Source organism: Coxiella endosymbiont of Dermacentor marginatus (assembly GCF_907164955.1).
Lineage (GTDB): Bacteria > Pseudomonadota > Gammaproteobacteria > Coxiellales > Coxiellaceae > Coxiella.
This window is the reverse complement of the sequence record NZ_OU015521.1, coordinates 838,645-855,308: the sequence shown is the minus strand read 5'-3', so window position 1 is coordinate 855,308 and position 16,664 is coordinate 838,645. Positions and strand designations below refer to the sequence as shown.

Sequence of the window (16,664 nt, the reverse complement as noted above, 5' to 3'; positions counted from 1 at the left end):
TTGAAACCAACCGGGATCAATAAATTTGATATTGTAAGGTTATGATCCTTCATCTAAACCAATTAACACTAAAAAAGATTTCATGATAGAGCCAGAGGCAAATTGTCCGCGGGTTGCTCGATTGTAAAGTGGATAATTGGGTAGTAAATTTAGCAGTTTTTGATATTCTTTCTGGTTTAGTCCCGATACAAAAAAGGATTGGAATTAAAACTTGGATTCGTGACGAGGGCTAAATCTGCCCTGTATTAGATTGTATAATAACGATAGCACCCGCTTTCATCACCCAAAATCCTTTTTGCTTCAGATTGCAGTTTACTGTTAATAGTTAAATAAATATTATTGCTGGGTATAGGAGGAATTTCCTTTAGAATACGCACGCCTCTGCCTATTATCATTAATTTCAGCTTCTTCAGCGCCCATTTTCCCATATAGTATTTTTCAATACCAGTTTTCCCGATCACATCACTAGCAGTATAATTACCCGAATCCACTTTCTGTAATTCACGGTGACTGATTCGTCCCACGTAACCCAAAAAACTGCTAGTAATATCAGCGATTGGATAATAATGCATCGTTTGTATTTCAAGAGCACATTAGGAAGATGATAACTATTGACATAAAATCGAGCAACTTCTTCGTTAGTTAATTTATATTTTATGGAGACCAGTTGATAAGGACGGTATTGATACAAAATATGATGTTATTGTTTTATTGTTTCACTTAAGTCTTTAGCCATTATCATAGATAATGGCTAATGTATAAGTTGGGATGTCTTTTGCCAAAAGCACTCCATTTCGATCAAAGATTAAACCTCGATTAGGTTGTATGGGAATAACATTTAATAAATTTTGTTGAGATAACGCAGAATAAAAGCGACGATTTTTAATTTGCAAATAAATTAACTTTCCTATAAGCGCAAAGATAAACAAAGGAATAAAGAGGAACACGATACAAATTACGAATTTTGAATAATTCTGTTTCAAATTGAATATTTTTAATGGCCAGTCGTAATTTTCTCATGGAATTGATGTTGTCATTATGGACCAAATTCAATTGGCTTTTCAAAATACATGGGTTCACATTCTTCGACTTCCGCTAATAAATTCTTCTATTAAGGACGATAATATAACTATCTTTAAGAAAAAAATAAATTCAATTCAAGAAGAAGTTTAACTGTCTCAAAGCACTGGCTTTTTAGATCAGAATTTTATTAGCCCATCTTATCTTAATACAGGAATTTCAATAAGGTTTAACATAAAATGTGGGGTGGAAGGATAAGTATCTTTATTAGCCCAATGACGATAAGATTAATCTTTGTTATGTCGACAGGCGCTTTTGGCCACATCCCACAACTTTTCAAGGCTATAAAAATTGCGAACTTCAGGAAGCATGATGTGGACAATTACATCATATAGATCGATAAGAATCCATTCTGCCTCAGTATCGCCCTCCACTCCTAGAGGCCGTACTCCACTTTCTTTCGCTCGTCGAATAGCCTTATCAGCTAATGCACTGGCATGGCGTTTTGATATAGCACTACAAATAATAACATGATCAACTAGATCGGTTAGGGCTGTAACATCAAGATCGCTGATTTGCAGCCCTTTGTGTTTATTTAAGGTATCAACAACTATCTTGACAAGTTCATCACTTTTCATTGAATATGAATTACCCTGCATGATAAAGATTCTTAATCATAGCTGGATTCAATATTCTAAACAAGTTGAGTTGAGAAAAGTGTCGAAGTGGCATTGAAAAAGTTCAGATTGGAAATATATTAGGAGTTTTTTATACGCTTTTAGATTCAAGGCACAATAATACTTTTTAATCAGGCGCGGCTAAAGTCGCTAACGGCATGTCTTGCTTGCCAAAATAATCTAGAATATCTATTATTCCTATACTTTTGATGTACCTAAAAGCAGTCGATAATGTAGGAGTTTTAGCAAGAAGTGGGATGATGGTAAATACTACAATATACAGGTATGTACTTTTCTACAATGTGGGGAGTAAATGCAACAAAAGCATTCTTCATATAGGGATTATAATAGAAGACTTTGTATTATATATAAATTATAACCCATAGAGATGAATGTTGGCCGGTAGCATAGAGAATTTAGAGAATTTATTGATTTAAAGAATTTTTCTTTTCCTAAATAAAACTTTAGCATATCTTTAACTATATGGTGTACCATTAAATATAATTTATTGATATTAGATAATAGTGTTATTTTTTAAATCCCACATATTATCTATAAAGATTGTGCTTTTTTATGTATTCAAGTACAGGTTTAGGTAACATGGATTTTACAGCTGAATAATTACCTCCAACTAAATAGTTTCTAATCTCAGTAGCGCTAATTGGACAGGAAGAAAGTTGTTGAAAAAATATTTTTCCTGAGAGATCTTGCTCAAGATCATTAGGGTCTTTAGTTTGATGTTGAAGCAAGGTCTTTAACCATTTCGCTAGGGGTAAATAGTAATTTAACCGATTAATAATGATTAAATGACAATAAGTTAAAAATTGTGCGTAATGGTGCCAGAGATTAAAATCAGAAAAAGTATCGGTAGAAAGAATAAAACAAAGTGAATAATTAGGAAATGAATTTCGTAAAGATTGGAGTGTATAAATAGTATAAGAGATATTTTCTCTTACGATTTCGATATCGTTAACAGAAAAAATTGGACGATTAGAGATGGCAATTTTTATCATTTCTAAGCGGGCTAGTGCACTCGCTACAGGCTTTGGGCGGTGGGGTGGTTGATTACTACAAGGGATTAATTGAATAATTTTGAAAGGGAGTGTTTCTACTAATTGACTAAGAATAGCTAAGTGCCCATTATGAATTGGGTCGAATCTTCCTCCAAATAATCCTAACAATGGGAAACTCATCGTAATTCTTTGCCTGAAAGAGATAAGCTTAATGTTTCTAATTCCTGCCAAGCATTTCCTGGAATCACTCCCTTTATAATCCAATCAACTTTTTTTGAATGTTGCAATAGTTTGATAATAATTTGTGGATTAAGACGTGAGAGTGCTACTTTTAGAGCTTGTGTTCGGGTCTGCTGCCGTTGCGATGCTAATAATTGTGTGAGAGATTTTCCGTTTTTAAGTTCTTGGAAAAATATATAAATATTACGTAATTCCTGAGTCAATGCCCACAGTATTAAAGGAGTGGATTCCTTGTTGACTAATTTCAGAGCTAATAAAATTCGAGTCACTCGTGATGTTTCACCTAACAGTGCCGCTTCTGTTAAATCAAAAACTGTAAAGCATGCATTATCATTAATCACAACTCTGACAGCTTCTGGGCAAATAAGTTTATTTTGATAAAGCAAATATAATTTTTCTATTGCTTGCTGGGTTGCTAATAAATTTCCCTCAGTCAATTTAGCAAGGAGATTTATACTTTCCACATTAGCAATGATATTAAATTTTTTTAGACGTTGTGTAATCCATGTTGGTAATTCTTGATAGGATATAGGCCAAAGCGGGATAACAGCGCCCAATGCAGCAACTGCTTTATACCACTTTGTTTTCTTTTGAATTTCTGTTAATTTTTTAGTGATAATTAACAATCGTTTGTTAGGTGAGGGATTCTTAAAATAACGTAATAATATTTGTATTCCTCTTTCATCGAATTTTGCTTGAGAGTTCCTAATTTCAATAAACGTTTTTTTACTGAAGAGATCAAGATTATTAATAGCAGTGTCCAGTGCTTGCCAATTAAATCCTATTTCAATAAAGAATAATTTTCCTTGCTCGAAGCCTTGCTGTTGGGCAGCTTTCCGAATACTATCCCTGACTTCTTGAACCAGAAGTGGGATGTCTGAACATATAAGATAAACAGGCAATATTGGTTTTTTAAGATGAGTGTCAAGTTGTTTGTATGATATCTTCATCTAATGGTCATTGCCTTGATTAAAAATCACTTGTATTTTCCATTATATTTTCATATCGTATGCAACTAACTCTCTATAAATTAGAGATACCATCGTTTTGATCATCTCTTGTTTCATTAGTCGAGTAGCATTAGGGGTATATATTTGATTAGTATTTTGTATTAATCGGCGTCGTAAGGTTAAATTTTTAGGACCCATTAGTATGTGTCCGCTGCGTGTTTCTAAATCAAAGTTAACACTCAATAAATAAGTATAAGATGTTGTTGCGCTGCTATACAAAACAGCTGGGATAAGAGGATTCCAATTGACATTAATAATCCGAAAAACAATGGGAGCATTTTCCCCTCCTGTTCTGGTTAAATGGATGTTTAATGCTTTGAAAGTCCGCTTTAATTGAACAGTAAATGAATCATATGGGTTAGGAGAATCAATATAAAGAGTACGAAGGTAAAAAGGGATATCCTTAGACGATCGTAGTTTAAATCCGCATCCTAATATGCTGCAAATAAAGATACCAATTAAAAGTATAAGAAGTGTTCTGGTTTTACTTATCATGTGTTTTATACCACGATATTAATTAATTTTTTTGGTATAATAATGACTTTTTTGACTTTTTTTTCAGAAACATAACGTTGGACGTTATCTTGATTGAATGCGGTGTTTTCAATTAGTTTGTCCGAAGCATCCGAAGAAATTTGAATTCGAGCCCGCAATTTCCCATTAATTTGCACAACCATTTCAATTTGAGAGTTTTTTAAGGCTTTAGAGTCTGTTTTAGGCCAGGAAGAATATAAAATATTTTCACCAAATCCCAACGATTTCCAAAGAAAGTGGGCAATATGGGGAGTAATGGGTGACAAAAGACGTAATAATATTCCTAAGCCTTCATGAATTAAATGTGATTCTGCCTCATTCTTCGTAGTCAATTTTACAAGCAGATTTAAGATTTTCATTGCTGCAGAAACAACTGTGTTAAATTGATAACGTTCCATATCGTCATTGGCTTGAAGTAAATTTTCGTGTATCATCTGTCGTGTATGCCTATACTCATAGGCTTCCCATTGACAATAATTTCGCTCTTTTTGCTGATTAATAGCCAACAGAGCATCTTTGACCCGATTAGAGAAACTCCACAATTTTTTTAAAAAAAGATACGCTCCTTCAACACCGCTGTCTGACCACTCTAAGTCCTGTTCTGGTGGAGCTGCGAAAATTATAAAAAGTCTAACAGTATCCGATCCGTATTTTTTAACTAACGATTGCGGCGTAACTATGTTTCCTTTAGATTTTGACATTTTAACACCATCTTTTAAAACTACTCCCTGAGTAAGTAACCGAAAAAAAGGTTCGTTAGAATTTAATAAACCTAGATCTCGAAGCACCTTATGAAAGAAGCGCGTGTAAAGTAGATGCATGACAGCATGCTCAATACCTCCAACATATTGATCAACGGGAGTCCAATATTTAGCGCGATCATCTAGCATGGCATTATCTTGATCATGGCAAGTATAACGAGTGTAATACCATGAGGATTCAACAAAAGTATCCATTGTATCTGTTTCGCGTATAGCGATCTTATCGCAGGTCGGACATTTTGTCTTATAAAATTCAGTATTCTCTTTTAACGGAGATCCATGACCAGTAGGAATAATACTTTCTGGTAAAAGCACAGGCAGTTGGTTTTCAGGAACTGGAACAATACCACAGCTTTTACAATAAACAATAGGAATGGGTGTCCCCCAGTAACGTTGACGAGAAATACCCCAATCGCGTAAACGATAATTTATCTGGCGATTACTACCGTGTTGGTGGGTTTTTAAGTAATCTACAATGACATCGAATGCTTTTTCCGAATCAATACCATCAAATAGTCCTGAGTTAAAAAGTTTTCCAGAACTAATATAAGCAGCCTTTTCGTAATTCCATCCACTATTATCAGCAGGTTTGATAACTGGCCTAATGGGTAAATTGTATTTTAGAGCAAATGCATGATCCTGCGCGTTATGAGCCGGTACTGCCATGACTTCGCCGGAAGCGTATTCCATTAAAACAAAATTCGTAATCCAGATAGGTAATTTTTCTTGTGTGATCGGGTGGATAGCGAAAAGGTTTGTCACGATACCTTCTTTTTCTTGAGTAGCAATATCAGCTTCCGCTACGCGTATCTGGCTGCATTTTTTTAAAAATGCAGCTACTTTTTTTATTTTTTTAGCACATACTTTTGCAAGAGGATGCTCAGGAGCTATCGCAATGTAGGAAACTCCCATGAGAGTATCAGGACGTGTAGTAAAAATCTGTAATTTATTTGCACTTTTTTCTAAAGCAAAAGTTACCGTAGCTCCGTGAGATTGGCCAATCCAATTTCGTTGCATTGTAATAACTTGTTCTGGCCAACTTTTTAATTCATTGAGGCCTTTAAGAAGTTCTTCGCTATAATCGGTAATTTTTAAAAACCATTGCGAAATTTCTCGCCGTTCCACAGCAACACCTGAACGCCATCCCCGTCCATTAATCACTTGCTCATTAGCTAGCACCGTCTGATCAACAGGATCCCAGTTAACAACAGAATTTTTTTTATAAGCAAGACCTTTTTTGTATAGCTGGAGAAAGAACCATTGTTCCCAACGGTAATAAGGAGGATCACAAGTAGAAATTTCTCGTGACCAATCGTAAGCAAATCCCAATTGTTTAAGTTGTTTTCGCATTTTTTTGATGTTTTTACGGGTCCATTCCGCTGGAGGTAATTTACGCTGAATAGCCGCATTTTCTGCGGGTAAACCAAAAGCATCCCATCCCATGGGTTGTAAGACGTTTCGACCTTTATGAAGTTGATAACGAGCAATTAAATCTCCAATGGTATAGTTACGGACATGTCCCATATGGAGTTCTCCGCTTGGGTAGGGAAGCATTACCAAACAATAAAATTTTTCCTTACTTAAATCTTCTTTGACTTCAAAGCATGCATTTTCGTTCCAGTAAGTTTGTACAGCTTTCTCAATATCTATTGGATTATAAGATGTGTTCATAGTTAGCTAGAATAGCCCCTAGTAGTTAAGCTGATGAAAGAGCTTTCCTATCAAACTTCTATTCTATCACTCTTGCTTTAGCTCATCAGCTTTTACTTTAACAGATTTTTATTATTATTCTAATGATGGACTTATTTTTCCTATTAGTTCGGGTCTTCAACGAGTAAGAGAGGAGAAAGTAGATAGATTCTCTTCTCATACCATTCAATAATCGTTTAAACATACGAGAAGTAATTATTTAATAACTTTTCTGCTATTTCTCTATGTAATCTTCACAAATCTCTCGTAAACAGCGTTTATAATAGTGCTTTAAAATATTAGCAGACGTTACATCAAGCAACTAAAATAAAAATAGTTAGACACTGTAGGTTATTACTATATTTAAATACATCTATAAATAATCTTTTTATAGTCTACTAAAAATTTTTTACCTTATTTAGACTTGTAAAATTAAGTAGTAGCTGTTATCGATCTAAACGACTCTTGCAGAAAATCGTAATCTTACAAAAAATAAATTTGCCATGAGTTTTGCAAGCCCTTTGATTCTACTTAAATAAACTTCATTATAGTGTAGAATTCTTTTGTTAAATCCAAAATAAAATGAGTCTAAGTCAATCCCAGTAAAAGAAAAACAATCACTATCCCTAGCGTAGGATAATAATTCCATTTCATTAAAGGAGTATTTCCGAGCATTGGCGTTATTTGACCGGTTAAAACAATGAGTTTATTCTGTGGAATTGATTGATGTATTTTGCCAAGAGGGTCTATGATTGCAGTTATACCTGTGTTAGTGCTATAAATTAAATAACGGTTGGTTTCTAAAGCTCGCATTTGAGCAATTTGAAGTTGTTGAGCAGAAGCAATAGTATTGTTAAACCAACTGTCATCGCTAATCACCACGATAAATGATTTTCCTTTTATGCTATTTAGTACTTCAAATGGATAAGCGATTTCATAACAAATAAAAGGAGCAAAAGAAATATTTTTAGCATAAAGAGCCGGCTGATTCCACAATCCAGGACTGAAATCTGACATAGGAATGTCAAAGTATTTTATTATGATAGAAAACAACAGTTGAGGAAGAGGAGTGTATTCACCGAAAGGTACTAAATGACGTTTAAAATAAAGTCCATGGCCATTACCCAGAACAGCAAGTCCATTAAAGGCTTTTTGCGTTCTTTTTTGATAAATTGGAATCCCAGTAATGAGAGCTGTTTGATGCTTCTTTGCTTTCCTGTTTAAAGAATCGAGAAAAGAAAGAATGCGTTGAGGATAAATAGGGATAGCGGCTTCTGGCCATACAACAATATCACTTTTCCAATGTTTGATTGTTTCCGCATAATAGGTGTGAAGAATTGAAAATAAACGATTAATATTCCACTTTATAGCTTGTTGAATATTGCCCTGAACTAAACTTACTTTGAGAATTCTTTTCTGATGATGTGTCCATTGTCTGTTTGACAGACTCCCCCCAATAAGTAGTAGAACAAAAATAAGAATGATACTTAATGTTTTTATCTTCACTTCTTTGTGAAAGAACAAAAGATACAAGCATCCACTTATAAAGGCTATGATTAAAGATACACCATAAATCCCTATAATAGGAGCAAAACCTTTTAAGAGGAAATGAATTTCGCTATATCCCAAAAAAAGCCAGGGGAAACCAGTGAATAATTCGCTTCGAAGCCATTCCCAGATTACCCACCAAGCAGAAAAACTAAACAGTGAAGTTACCACTATAGATTTATTGCGAAAAAGTAAAGAAAAGGAAAAGCTTTGGATCGCGATGAATGTTGCTAAGATAAAAATAAAAAGAATAGTGATTAAAACAGCTAATGAAATATTAGCATTACCAAATTGATGGATGCTTACATAAATCCAGGAAGCGCCAATTCCAAAAAATCCTGAACCAAATAACCATCCTCTCCATAAACTCTGCATAGGAGTGGAATGTACTCCAATAACTAATAAAATTACTGGCGAAATAAAAGCGACTGGAAACCAATTAACAGGTGCGAAAGCTAAAGGTAATAAAGCACCAGTAATTATTGATAAGAGATTGAAAAAAAGTTTATTCATCTTCGGCAATCTGCTGAATTAAAATCAGTAGTTTCATTACTAATTATAACGTTAAAGTGATTGTTGGAATTTCAATGGGATTCAGATTTTAAACGATAAATTCATTTTTATTCAGTTAGAGGTAATACTAAGTGCTTCTTTTACAATATTGGTTTTATCCTTGATGTTTTCTATCAACAAATTGCTTCAAACAACTTTATATAATCATTGGACCAGAAACTTCAACATAATCATCCACTATAACGGTCATATGGTAACGTTTTAGTCGAGATTTTTTCAATAAGAAGTTCTTCTTGATTCGTTAGCCCTCAAGAGTGAAAGCAATAAGGACATACGTGAAGTTTTTAACTTAAATTTTTACCTACAATTTACTGAGATAGTATATCAAATTAAATTCTTAATTAAGCCTTATCAAGTAAAATGCTCATCACTCCATCGCGATTTTCACCAATTTCTAAGAAGTATGAATAAGTTGTGAGTCAATGGTGAGAAGAACACACCAATTAGATACACACATTACGATCAATTACTATTATTTCAGTAAAATTGCAGACTTTTATTTCGAAAATTTTTAAACATTTTAAATCATCAATTAGTATACGTTCTTTTTGCGTCGTGAAAAATCTAAATTACAGGATTAGTAGAAGTATACGGTCGTCGTTCTTATTCCTTATGGGTATAAAAACAGTTATTATGATAAATATTATCCATCTTTATAAGGATCTTTATAGCCAAGCTGAGATAATACTTTGATTTCTAGCCTCTCCATTTCTGCAGCTTCTCGCATTTTGATATGATCGTATCCTAATAAATGTAGTATTCCATGAATAATAAGGTGCGCAAAATGCGCTTTTAAGGGTTTATTTTGTGCATTGGCTTCTTCAGCAACTACAGGAGCGCAAATAGCTAAATCCCCGGATAAATCAAAAGGTAAGCCAGGAATAGGATCATTTGAAAAAGACAAAACATTCGTAGGACCTTTTTTGTTCCTATAACTTTCATTTAGAGTAGTACTTTCTTCTCGATCAATAAAGCGAATCGTTAACTCAGATAAATTTTTTCCTAAATTCATTGGGATAATTTGAAGAGTAGTATAAATCCACTCCTGTAATTGTGAGAAATCAGGAAGAGAAGAAAATTGAGTAGCGCTTTGGATTTCAATATGAAGTTTCATTTTCTTCTTCGTATACTTCAACCATCCAACTAAATCATAGGAAACCATATCATTTGATCCAAAAAAAGCAATTGAATTTTGTTGATGTTCTGTAACAGCTGAATAAAGTTTCGTAAACTAAAATTTAATATATTGCTTATAGTTAGGTAAATCGGTTTAAGTAATATTTCCCGTGATTTCAACCTTAGAAGGGAAATCCACATGAACTAAGAACATTCCCATTTATTCTTTAAGCATTATTTTTGTTTCATCTTAAAACCGTAAAAGAGTCATTTAATGTTCGATCGCGCATATAAGCGTTAATATTACAACTTTAACAGTTCCCTTTATTAATTTTATTAATAAAATTAAATTTACTTCAATATAATGTACTTAAATTTTCAAAAAAGCTGTCGTAAAACGACCGTAAATAAAGATCTTTTGGTTAATGCAAAAATAAATAACCTATTTTTCCAGATTCTGCATAAATTCATATTAAATGCAATTACTCGTAATTAGCGAAATTTAGTTTGTACTTAGTTTTTTATTTGCTCAAGCTTTCAGGAGTTCGATAATTAGTTCTCCAATATACAATAAAACTTCTTTAATGAAGAATTTTTAGCATTTTTGTTACTTTATCTATAAGATTGAGGAATGTTAATAACTTCAAAAGCATTATCTTGACTATTAATTTCCACATTTGAGATGACGTTCAATGAAGTGAAAATTTTCATCAAATTGACTTACACTCAGTGAAGATGTTTGTTACCATCCGACGCTAATTTAATTCTTCGAGCTAATGCAGAAGATTCCGAGTTATTATCATTAACACATCTCACCCCATAAGGAATTCTGGTGGGCTTCTTTAATTCTAATCTTCACCATTTTTCCAATTAATGTTGACTCTCCTATAAAATTCACAACTCGATTGTTTTCAGTTCGACCACTAAGTTGATCAGGGTGCTTTTTCGAAGGCCCTACGATTAAGATGCGTTGTTGAGTTCCTACCATCAATCGACTAATTTCCATTGTTTTCATTTGTATACAATTTTGTAAAATCGCTAAACGTTTTTTCTTAATTGCCATAGGGACATCATCAGATAGTTGAGTAGCAGGAGTACCTGGGCGGGGACTATAAATAAAACTGAAAGAAAAATCGAAACCAATCTCATGAATGAGATTTATAGTAGCTTGAAAATCTTCTTCGGTTTCTCCTGGAAAACCAATGATAAAATCCGAGGAAATACTGATATCAGGTCGAATTTTACGTAGTTTATGAATTTTAGATTTAAATTCTAGAGCAGTATAGTTACGTTTCATCGCTGCTAAAATTTGGTCAGAACCACTTTGAATCGGTAAATGAAGATGATTAGCAAGTTTGGACTCTGTAGCATAAACATCAATCAAATTTTCTGAAAAAGCAGAAGGATGAGAAGTAGTAAATCGAATTCTTTTTACTTCTTCAATAGCAGCTAAATGACGAATGAGTAAAGCTAAGTCGGCTATCTGACCATCATACATAAGACCTTGATAATTATTAACATTTTGCCCAAGTAAGGTAATCTCCCGGACGCCTTGTTGTGTTAAACCAACAACTTCAGCAATGATATCATCAAATAGCCGGCTGATTTCCTCACCCCGTGTATAAGGAACCACACAAAAGGTGCAATATTTACTGCATCCCTCCATAATGGAAACGAAAGCTGAAGGTCCATCCGAACGAGACTCAGGCAATCGATCAAATTTTTCAACTTCTGGAAAGGTGACATCAACAACCGATTTTTTAGATTGAACTACTGTATTTATCAGTTCTGGTAATCGATGTAAAGTTTGGGGTCCGAAAATAACGTCTACGAAGGGAGCACGTTTTAAAATATTATCTCCTTCTTGACTTGCTACACAACCTCCAACACCAATGATTATATGAGGTTTTCTTTCTTTTAAGGGTCTCCATCGGCCTAATTCAGAAAATACTTTTTCTTGCGATTTTTTTCGAATGGAACATGTATTAAGTAATAAAACATCTGCGTTTTCTGGGCTAAACGTAAGTTCTAAACCATGAGAAATACGAAGAACGTCTGCCATTTTAGTAGAATCATACTTATTCATCTGGCAGCCGTGTGTTTTTACATAGAGTGTCTTCATAAGAAGTGAAATTTTACAGGATAATCAATTTATTAATCAACATCTTATTTCTTTTATTAGAGTATATTTAATGAGATTAAGTATCGTTCAACAGGAATATTTTTTTTTCTGTTTTATTCGATAAGTTTTTACTTTTTCGTCAGGTAGAGTAGATGGAATACCAGTCGTTACTTCTTCTTCAAAACGAGCAAGAGTGTCTCTCACGTGCTTATCACTAGCTCGAAAAAAAACAGCCAGATGGAGAGAAATGAGAGATAAAATACCAAGGTATAAAAAATCCCATCCAAATGGGATATTACCACGCCCTCCACCGTAAGAGCCTAAATAAGAAATGATGCTCAATCCGATTAAATAAGGCCACATCCAAAGAGAAGCACGCCAATTCATATGGATACCTCTGGGGCGTTCAGAAAATAATCGATAAACAATGAAAAGCATAAAGGAAAAGATCAAACTAATTTCTAGTTTGGAAACTACACTCCAACCTGCCCAATAAACAATAAGAGTACAAATATAAAATCCAATGAAACTCCATATTGTTGCTAAAGGTAGACGAAAAACTCGTTTATGGTCTGGCAATTGATAACGTAATGATAAGCAACAAATCGGCCCTGTAATGTAGGAAAGAGCAATAATTGATGACATAAATTCAGCCATCGCATACCAGCCTTGAAAAGGTAAGAAGAATGTCATACCTACGATAAAATTAATAAACACAGCTTTAGCAGGAATTCCCCTTTCATTCACTTCTTGTAAAAATTTAGGTAATTGACGGTTAGCACTTAATCCATATAAAGTTCTGGCCGCGCTAGTGCTATAGACTAGGCCTGCAGCACTGGTAGCCACTAAAGCATCGACATAAAGCAAAATAGCCATCCAAGTAATGCCTAATGTCATCAAAAGGCCAGCTAATGGTCCTGCATCTCCTATAAAATGTACGTAGAGCCAACCTTTTGATAAGCTATCAGGGCTTAGAGCACCAATGAAACCGATTTGCAGTATTAAATAAATGACCAGCACAATGACTAAGCTGCCCAAAATAGCAGTCATCACAGTACGGCTTGGATTTTCTGCTTCCCCTGCAAGTTCCACCGCTTGCTTGAAACCATTAAAAGCAAATAAAATACCCCCCGTTGCTAATGCAGCAAAAACGCCTTTCCAACCGTTAGGCATGAACCCCCCATATTGAAAATTAGTGAAATTATGAGGATGAAAAGCAACTGCCATAAGCACAATAGCGGTTAAAATAGGTATAATTAACTTCCAAAATGAGAAAATATTATTAAGTCGGGTAATGAATCGAATTGAGTAAATATTAATTAAACTAAATCCCACCATCATAAGTGTAGCAATAACATATCCTTCCAGACTCAACCCATGTACGCCAGCACCGTGTTGCTGAACTAAATCAGGCCAGTAATTGGCAGCATATTGGATCATTGCCTGAACTTCAGTAGCCGGGGCTGTCATTAAATTGAACCACGTAATCCAACCAAAAAATAAGCTGATGAAAGTACCATGGGTTAATTGGGGAAATCGGGTACTGCCGCCAGTGATAGGAAGCATGGTCGCGATTTCTGCATAGGTAAGTGCTACAATGACTACTAATACTCCTCCAAAAATCCAAGCAAGAACCGAAGCAGGGCCTGCTAAGCGACCAACGTACAAAGAACTAAAAAGCCATCCGGAACCGATCATAGCGCTCACAGCGGACATCATTAAACCAATCGGACCAATGCGTCGTTTATAAGCATGAATATTATTCATAACATCTTCTATCATGGCCAGAAATTAGAGGAGACATTATCCCGCTAATCTTGTAGCGCACAAATCCTTGGATTATAACTGCTTTCCCTCATTGGTTCAATCGTTCTTGTTTCAGCATAATATACAAATAAGTAAGTGAAAAATCATCAAATAGGTGTAAGTTAAGTGATTAAACTCGCAGGGGAAGTAAAGAATGAAAGGAAAAGTCAAAAATTGCTGCTTATTGCTCTTTCAATATCTGAGGGACATCTAACTTAAAAATACTAAACGAAATGTCCTTTTCTTTAATAACGATAGAATAACATAGTTGTTGCGTTCATTTTTAATACCAAAGACAAGGATTTCAAACCTTTGCAGATTTAAACATTTTTAAGATATTTTCGTATTAAAGATTTTCTCTTCCAAGTGAGAATATAGATTGCAGCAAAATCTGAAATTAATTTATGAAATGTAGATAGTTAGTCAAGACTAAAGTGGTTTATAGTAAAGATAAAGGTAGCCACTGTGCTCAAATATTTTGAACTCATAATCTTTTTATGCAATCTCATTGATTCGATGTGTGAACTAGTGATTGGGCAAACTGCGAAAGTTTTTATCCATCAGTTTAATTTAGATAAATAGAGAAAATAGATAATTATTTATTTGCGAAGTGTCATCTTATGAATTTATAATGGGGACACACCACAAAAGAAGTAAATGAAGCTTAATCTGGTTTTATGGCAACTTCTTTCTTGATCTTAAACTTTGATAGATAATTAATGGTAATTAATTGATGCTCAGTGACATTAATTATTGCGAAATTAATGCAGCTTTTCAGCTAGTTATATTAGTTTATAATTAAGAGTGTGAGAAAGTAATGCTTTGTCAATATATTTAATAAATTTGGTGCTAGAAAAAAGATGCGGAACAGCTTAAGTAAAGAGCAATACAATATCAATGAAGGAGTTACATCATTTTCTTTATTATTTTGTAGAATGAAAAATAAAAGGCGGTTATTTATATTACTCAGAAGGAAAACGGATTTACTGCCAACACTGGGTATTAAAAAATTTTAGAATTTAAAAAAACCAAGAAAAAACTTTGATCTTAATTTAGTAAACTTAATTAGTATCGGATAAATTAGAAGTTCCTCTACACCAATCCAGTTCTATAGTCAGCGATTTTTGTCTGGAAATGGTTCAGAAGTGACTTTAATTATATCAATATTGAATAGCTGAGAATAATGCCCAATTGTTACTTTCCAGAGTATAGATGTCAGTATTTTTTATAAAATTACCCAAGCATCGAGCTATTATTCAACTCTTTAAATACGATTTTAAATAATAGGGAGCGCATTACCAGTTCCTCATCGTACCATAGATCTCTTTAATTATTTAGATGAGATTGAATTCAATATCAAAAATTATACTGGGAATCTGACCATCTTTTTCTAACTAACTCGCTAAAAATTCCTCTATTAACTTTAATTAGCAACCAAGATTTTCAATAAATTTTGAGGATAGTTGTTTTTTAGTAATTGCAGAAAAACAACATACAGAAAGTAGGAAAACATTCTTTCGGTAGTTTTTGATAGCATAAAAATGTCTTTGCCTTTGTACTAAAACAGTAAGCTCTCATGATCCTTTTAAAATCATGAAAATTTTGATATCATCCGAAACGAAGTCTGTCGACGATTCTTAGTAAGTTGACCCGACGATCTGTTTTTTAAACTTATTCATATTAAAACTAAATGGGTTAAGATAACTTAAACACGATCAAAAAAGCATAATAAATGTGATCATCAATGATGGGCTGATAACCACAATGGTAATTAATGTTTTATGGCTTAGGAAATAAATAACACGGTCTTCTCAATTACTCTTAACACCTCTTCATTACTGGATCTAGTTAAATACTATTTTTAATTAAGAGAATGGCTAAAATAAATGGTTTTTGTTTCAAGATTATCTTGTTGATCAGCTCCTCTTCGCAGTGATGAAAACTCACTCGTTTTTTATTCTCATTATTCACGCTTCAAATATTGAAGTTTATCTTGGATATCTGCCCAATCATCGGCATCTCCTGGAGCTTCTTTTTTGACTGCAATAATAGGCCATCGTTTTGCAAGCTCTGAATTGAGTTTTATAAAAAATTGCTTTTCTTTAGGTAAGTCGTCTTCAGAAAAAATAGCATCGACGGGACATTCTGGAACGCAAAGATTGCAATCAATGCATTCATCAGGATCGATGACCAACATATTCGGCCCTTCGCGAAAACAATCTACTGGACAGACTTCTACGCAGTCTGTGTATTTACAACGTATACAATTATCGATTACTACAAATGTCATTTACAAAAACCCTATTTTAATTATAATGCAACGAAAGGTGTAATGAAAGTGCGTAACAAAAATAACTAAGTGACCATTATAGTAAAGGTGTAGGATATCGAAAGTTGGATTGAAATGGATTTCTCTGGAATCCATTTTTTCTTGAGAAAAAAGATGAGCAGCAGTGGTTTTGTGTCCCGAATTTGAGGCATGACATCATATCTCTTGTTGCTAGCTATGGTTTTTAGTGCTTTTGGGAATCGTGTGAGATTGGATATCCGTAGGC

13 protein-coding genes are annotated in these 16,664 nt (G+C 33.9%); all 13 read right to left on the bottom strand.

The window, feature by feature from the left end:
- Positions 1–39: 39 nt before the first annotated feature.
- Positions 40–156, bottom strand: a complete 117-nt coding sequence (locus ONG85_RS03335; protein WP_264435895.1) for a penicillin-binding transpeptidase domain-containing protein — start codon at positions 154–156, stop codon at positions 40–42.
- 89 nt (positions 157–245) lie between these two features.
- A complete protein-coding gene (locus ONG85_RS03330; protein ID WP_264435514.1) occupies positions 246–572 on the bottom strand; it encodes a hypothetical protein in 327 nt (108 codons plus the stop codon).
- Positions 573–728: 156 nt separating this feature from the next.
- A complete protein-coding gene (locus tag ONG85_RS03325; RefSeq protein WP_264435512.1) occupies positions 729–947 on the bottom strand; it encodes a hypothetical protein in 219 nt (72 codons plus the stop codon).
- Between the two features lie 360 nt (positions 948–1,307).
- The gene (gene rsfS / locus ONG85_RS03320; RefSeq protein ID WP_264435511.1) at positions 1,308–1,658 is read right to left on the bottom strand and encodes a ribosome silencing factor; all 351 of its coding nucleotides are present in this window, start codon (positions 1,656–1,658) and stop codon (positions 1,308–1,310) included.
- Positions 1,659–2,245: 587 nt separating this feature from the next.
- Positions 2,246–2,890, bottom strand: a complete 645-nt coding sequence (gene nadD, locus ONG85_RS03315; protein WP_264435510.1) for a nicotinate-nucleotide adenylyltransferase — start codon at positions 2,888–2,890, stop codon at positions 2,246–2,248.
- Positions 2,887–3,900 (bottom strand): DNA polymerase III subunit delta, encoded by a 1,014-nt coding sequence (holA, locus tag ONG85_RS03310; RefSeq protein WP_264435509.1) that lies wholly within the window; start codon positions 3,898–3,900, stop codon positions 2,887–2,889. Before holA ends, nadD begins: the two co-directional genes overlap by 4 nt.
- 42 nt (positions 3,901–3,942) lie before the next feature.
- A complete protein-coding gene (locus ONG85_RS03305; RefSeq protein WP_264435508.1) occupies positions 3,943–4,455 on the bottom strand; it encodes an LPS-assembly lipoprotein LptE in 513 nt (170 codons plus the stop codon).
- A 5-nt stretch (positions 4,456–4,460) separates the two neighbouring features.
- Positions 4,461–6,926, bottom strand: a complete 2,466-nt coding sequence (gene leuS, locus ONG85_RS03300) for a leucine--tRNA ligase (RefSeq protein WP_264435507.1) — start codon at positions 6,924–6,926, stop codon at positions 4,461–4,463.
- 606 nt (positions 6,927–7,532) lie between these two features.
- Positions 7,533–9,005 carry an apolipoprotein N-acyltransferase gene (gene lnt / locus ONG85_RS03295; protein ID WP_264435506.1) on the bottom strand — a complete coding sequence of 491 codons (1,473 nt, stop codon included), beginning with the start codon at positions 9,003–9,005 and terminating at the stop codon, positions 7,533–7,535.
- A gap of 703 nt (positions 9,006–9,708) precedes the next feature.
- The gene (gene ybeY, locus ONG85_RS03290; protein ID WP_264435505.1) at positions 9,709–10,179 is read right to left on the bottom strand and encodes an rRNA maturation RNase YbeY; all 471 of its coding nucleotides are present in this window, start codon (positions 10,177–10,179) and stop codon (positions 9,709–9,711) included.
- Between the two features lie 804 nt (positions 10,180–10,983).
- Positions 10,984–12,303: a tRNA (N6-isopentenyl adenosine(37)-C2)-methylthiotransferase MiaB gene (gene miaB, locus ONG85_RS03285; RefSeq protein ID WP_264435504.1), complete on the bottom strand. Its 1,320-nt coding sequence runs from the start codon at positions 12,301–12,303 to the stop codon at positions 10,984–10,986.
- 87 nt (positions 12,304–12,390) lie between these two features.
- A complete protein-coding gene (locus ONG85_RS03280; RefSeq protein WP_264435503.1) occupies positions 12,391–14,070 on the bottom strand; it encodes an APC family permease in 1,680 nt (559 codons plus the stop codon).
- 2,002 nt (positions 14,071–16,072) lie between these two features.
- Positions 16,073–16,399: a ferredoxin FdxA gene (gene fdxA / locus ONG85_RS03275; RefSeq protein ID WP_264435501.1), complete on the bottom strand. Its 327-nt coding sequence runs from the start codon at positions 16,397–16,399 to the stop codon at positions 16,073–16,075.
- Positions 16,400–16,664 lie beyond the last annotated feature (265 nt).

Excerpts from the sequence above, each read along its gene's own strand:
- ONG85_RS03280 (WP_264435503.1), bottom strand. The coding sequence starts at position 14,070 with ATGAATAATATTCATGCTTATAAACGACGCATTGGTCCGATTGGTTTA.
- ONG85_RS03305 (WP_264435508.1), bottom strand. The coding sequence starts at position 4,455 with ATGATAAGTAAAACCAGAACACTTCTTATACTTTTAATTGGTATCTTT.
- nadD (WP_264435510.1), bottom strand. The coding sequence starts at position 2,890 with ATGAGTTTCCCATTGTTAGGATTATTTGGAGGAAGATTCGACCCAATT.
- leuS (WP_264435507.1), bottom strand. The coding sequence starts at position 6,926 with ATGAACACATCTTATAATCCAATAGATATTGAGAAAGCTGTACAAACT.
- lnt (WP_264435506.1), bottom strand. The coding sequence starts at position 9,005 with ATGAATAAACTTTTTTTCAATCTCTTATCAATAATTACTGGTGCTTTA.
- rsfS (WP_264435511.1), bottom strand. The coding sequence starts at position 1,658 with ATGAAAAGTGATGAACTTGTCAAGATAGTTGTTGATACCTTAAATAAA.
- ybeY (WP_264435505.1), bottom strand. The coding sequence starts at position 10,179 with ATGAAACTTCATATTGAAATCCAAAGCGCTACTCAATTTTCTTCTCTT.
- fdxA (WP_264435501.1), bottom strand. The coding sequence starts at position 16,399 with ATGACATTTGTAGTAATCGATAATTGTATACGTTGTAAATACACAGAC.
- ONG85_RS03330 (WP_264435514.1), bottom strand. The coding sequence starts at position 572 with ATGCATTATTATCCAATCGCTGATATTACTAGCAGTTTTTTGGGTTAC.
- holA (WP_264435509.1), bottom strand. The coding sequence starts at position 3,900 with ATGAAGATATCATACAAACAACTTGACACTCATCTTAAAAAACCAATA.
- miaB (WP_264435504.1), bottom strand. The coding sequence starts at position 12,303 with ATGAAGACACTCTATGTAAAAACACACGGCTGCCAGATGAATAAGTAT.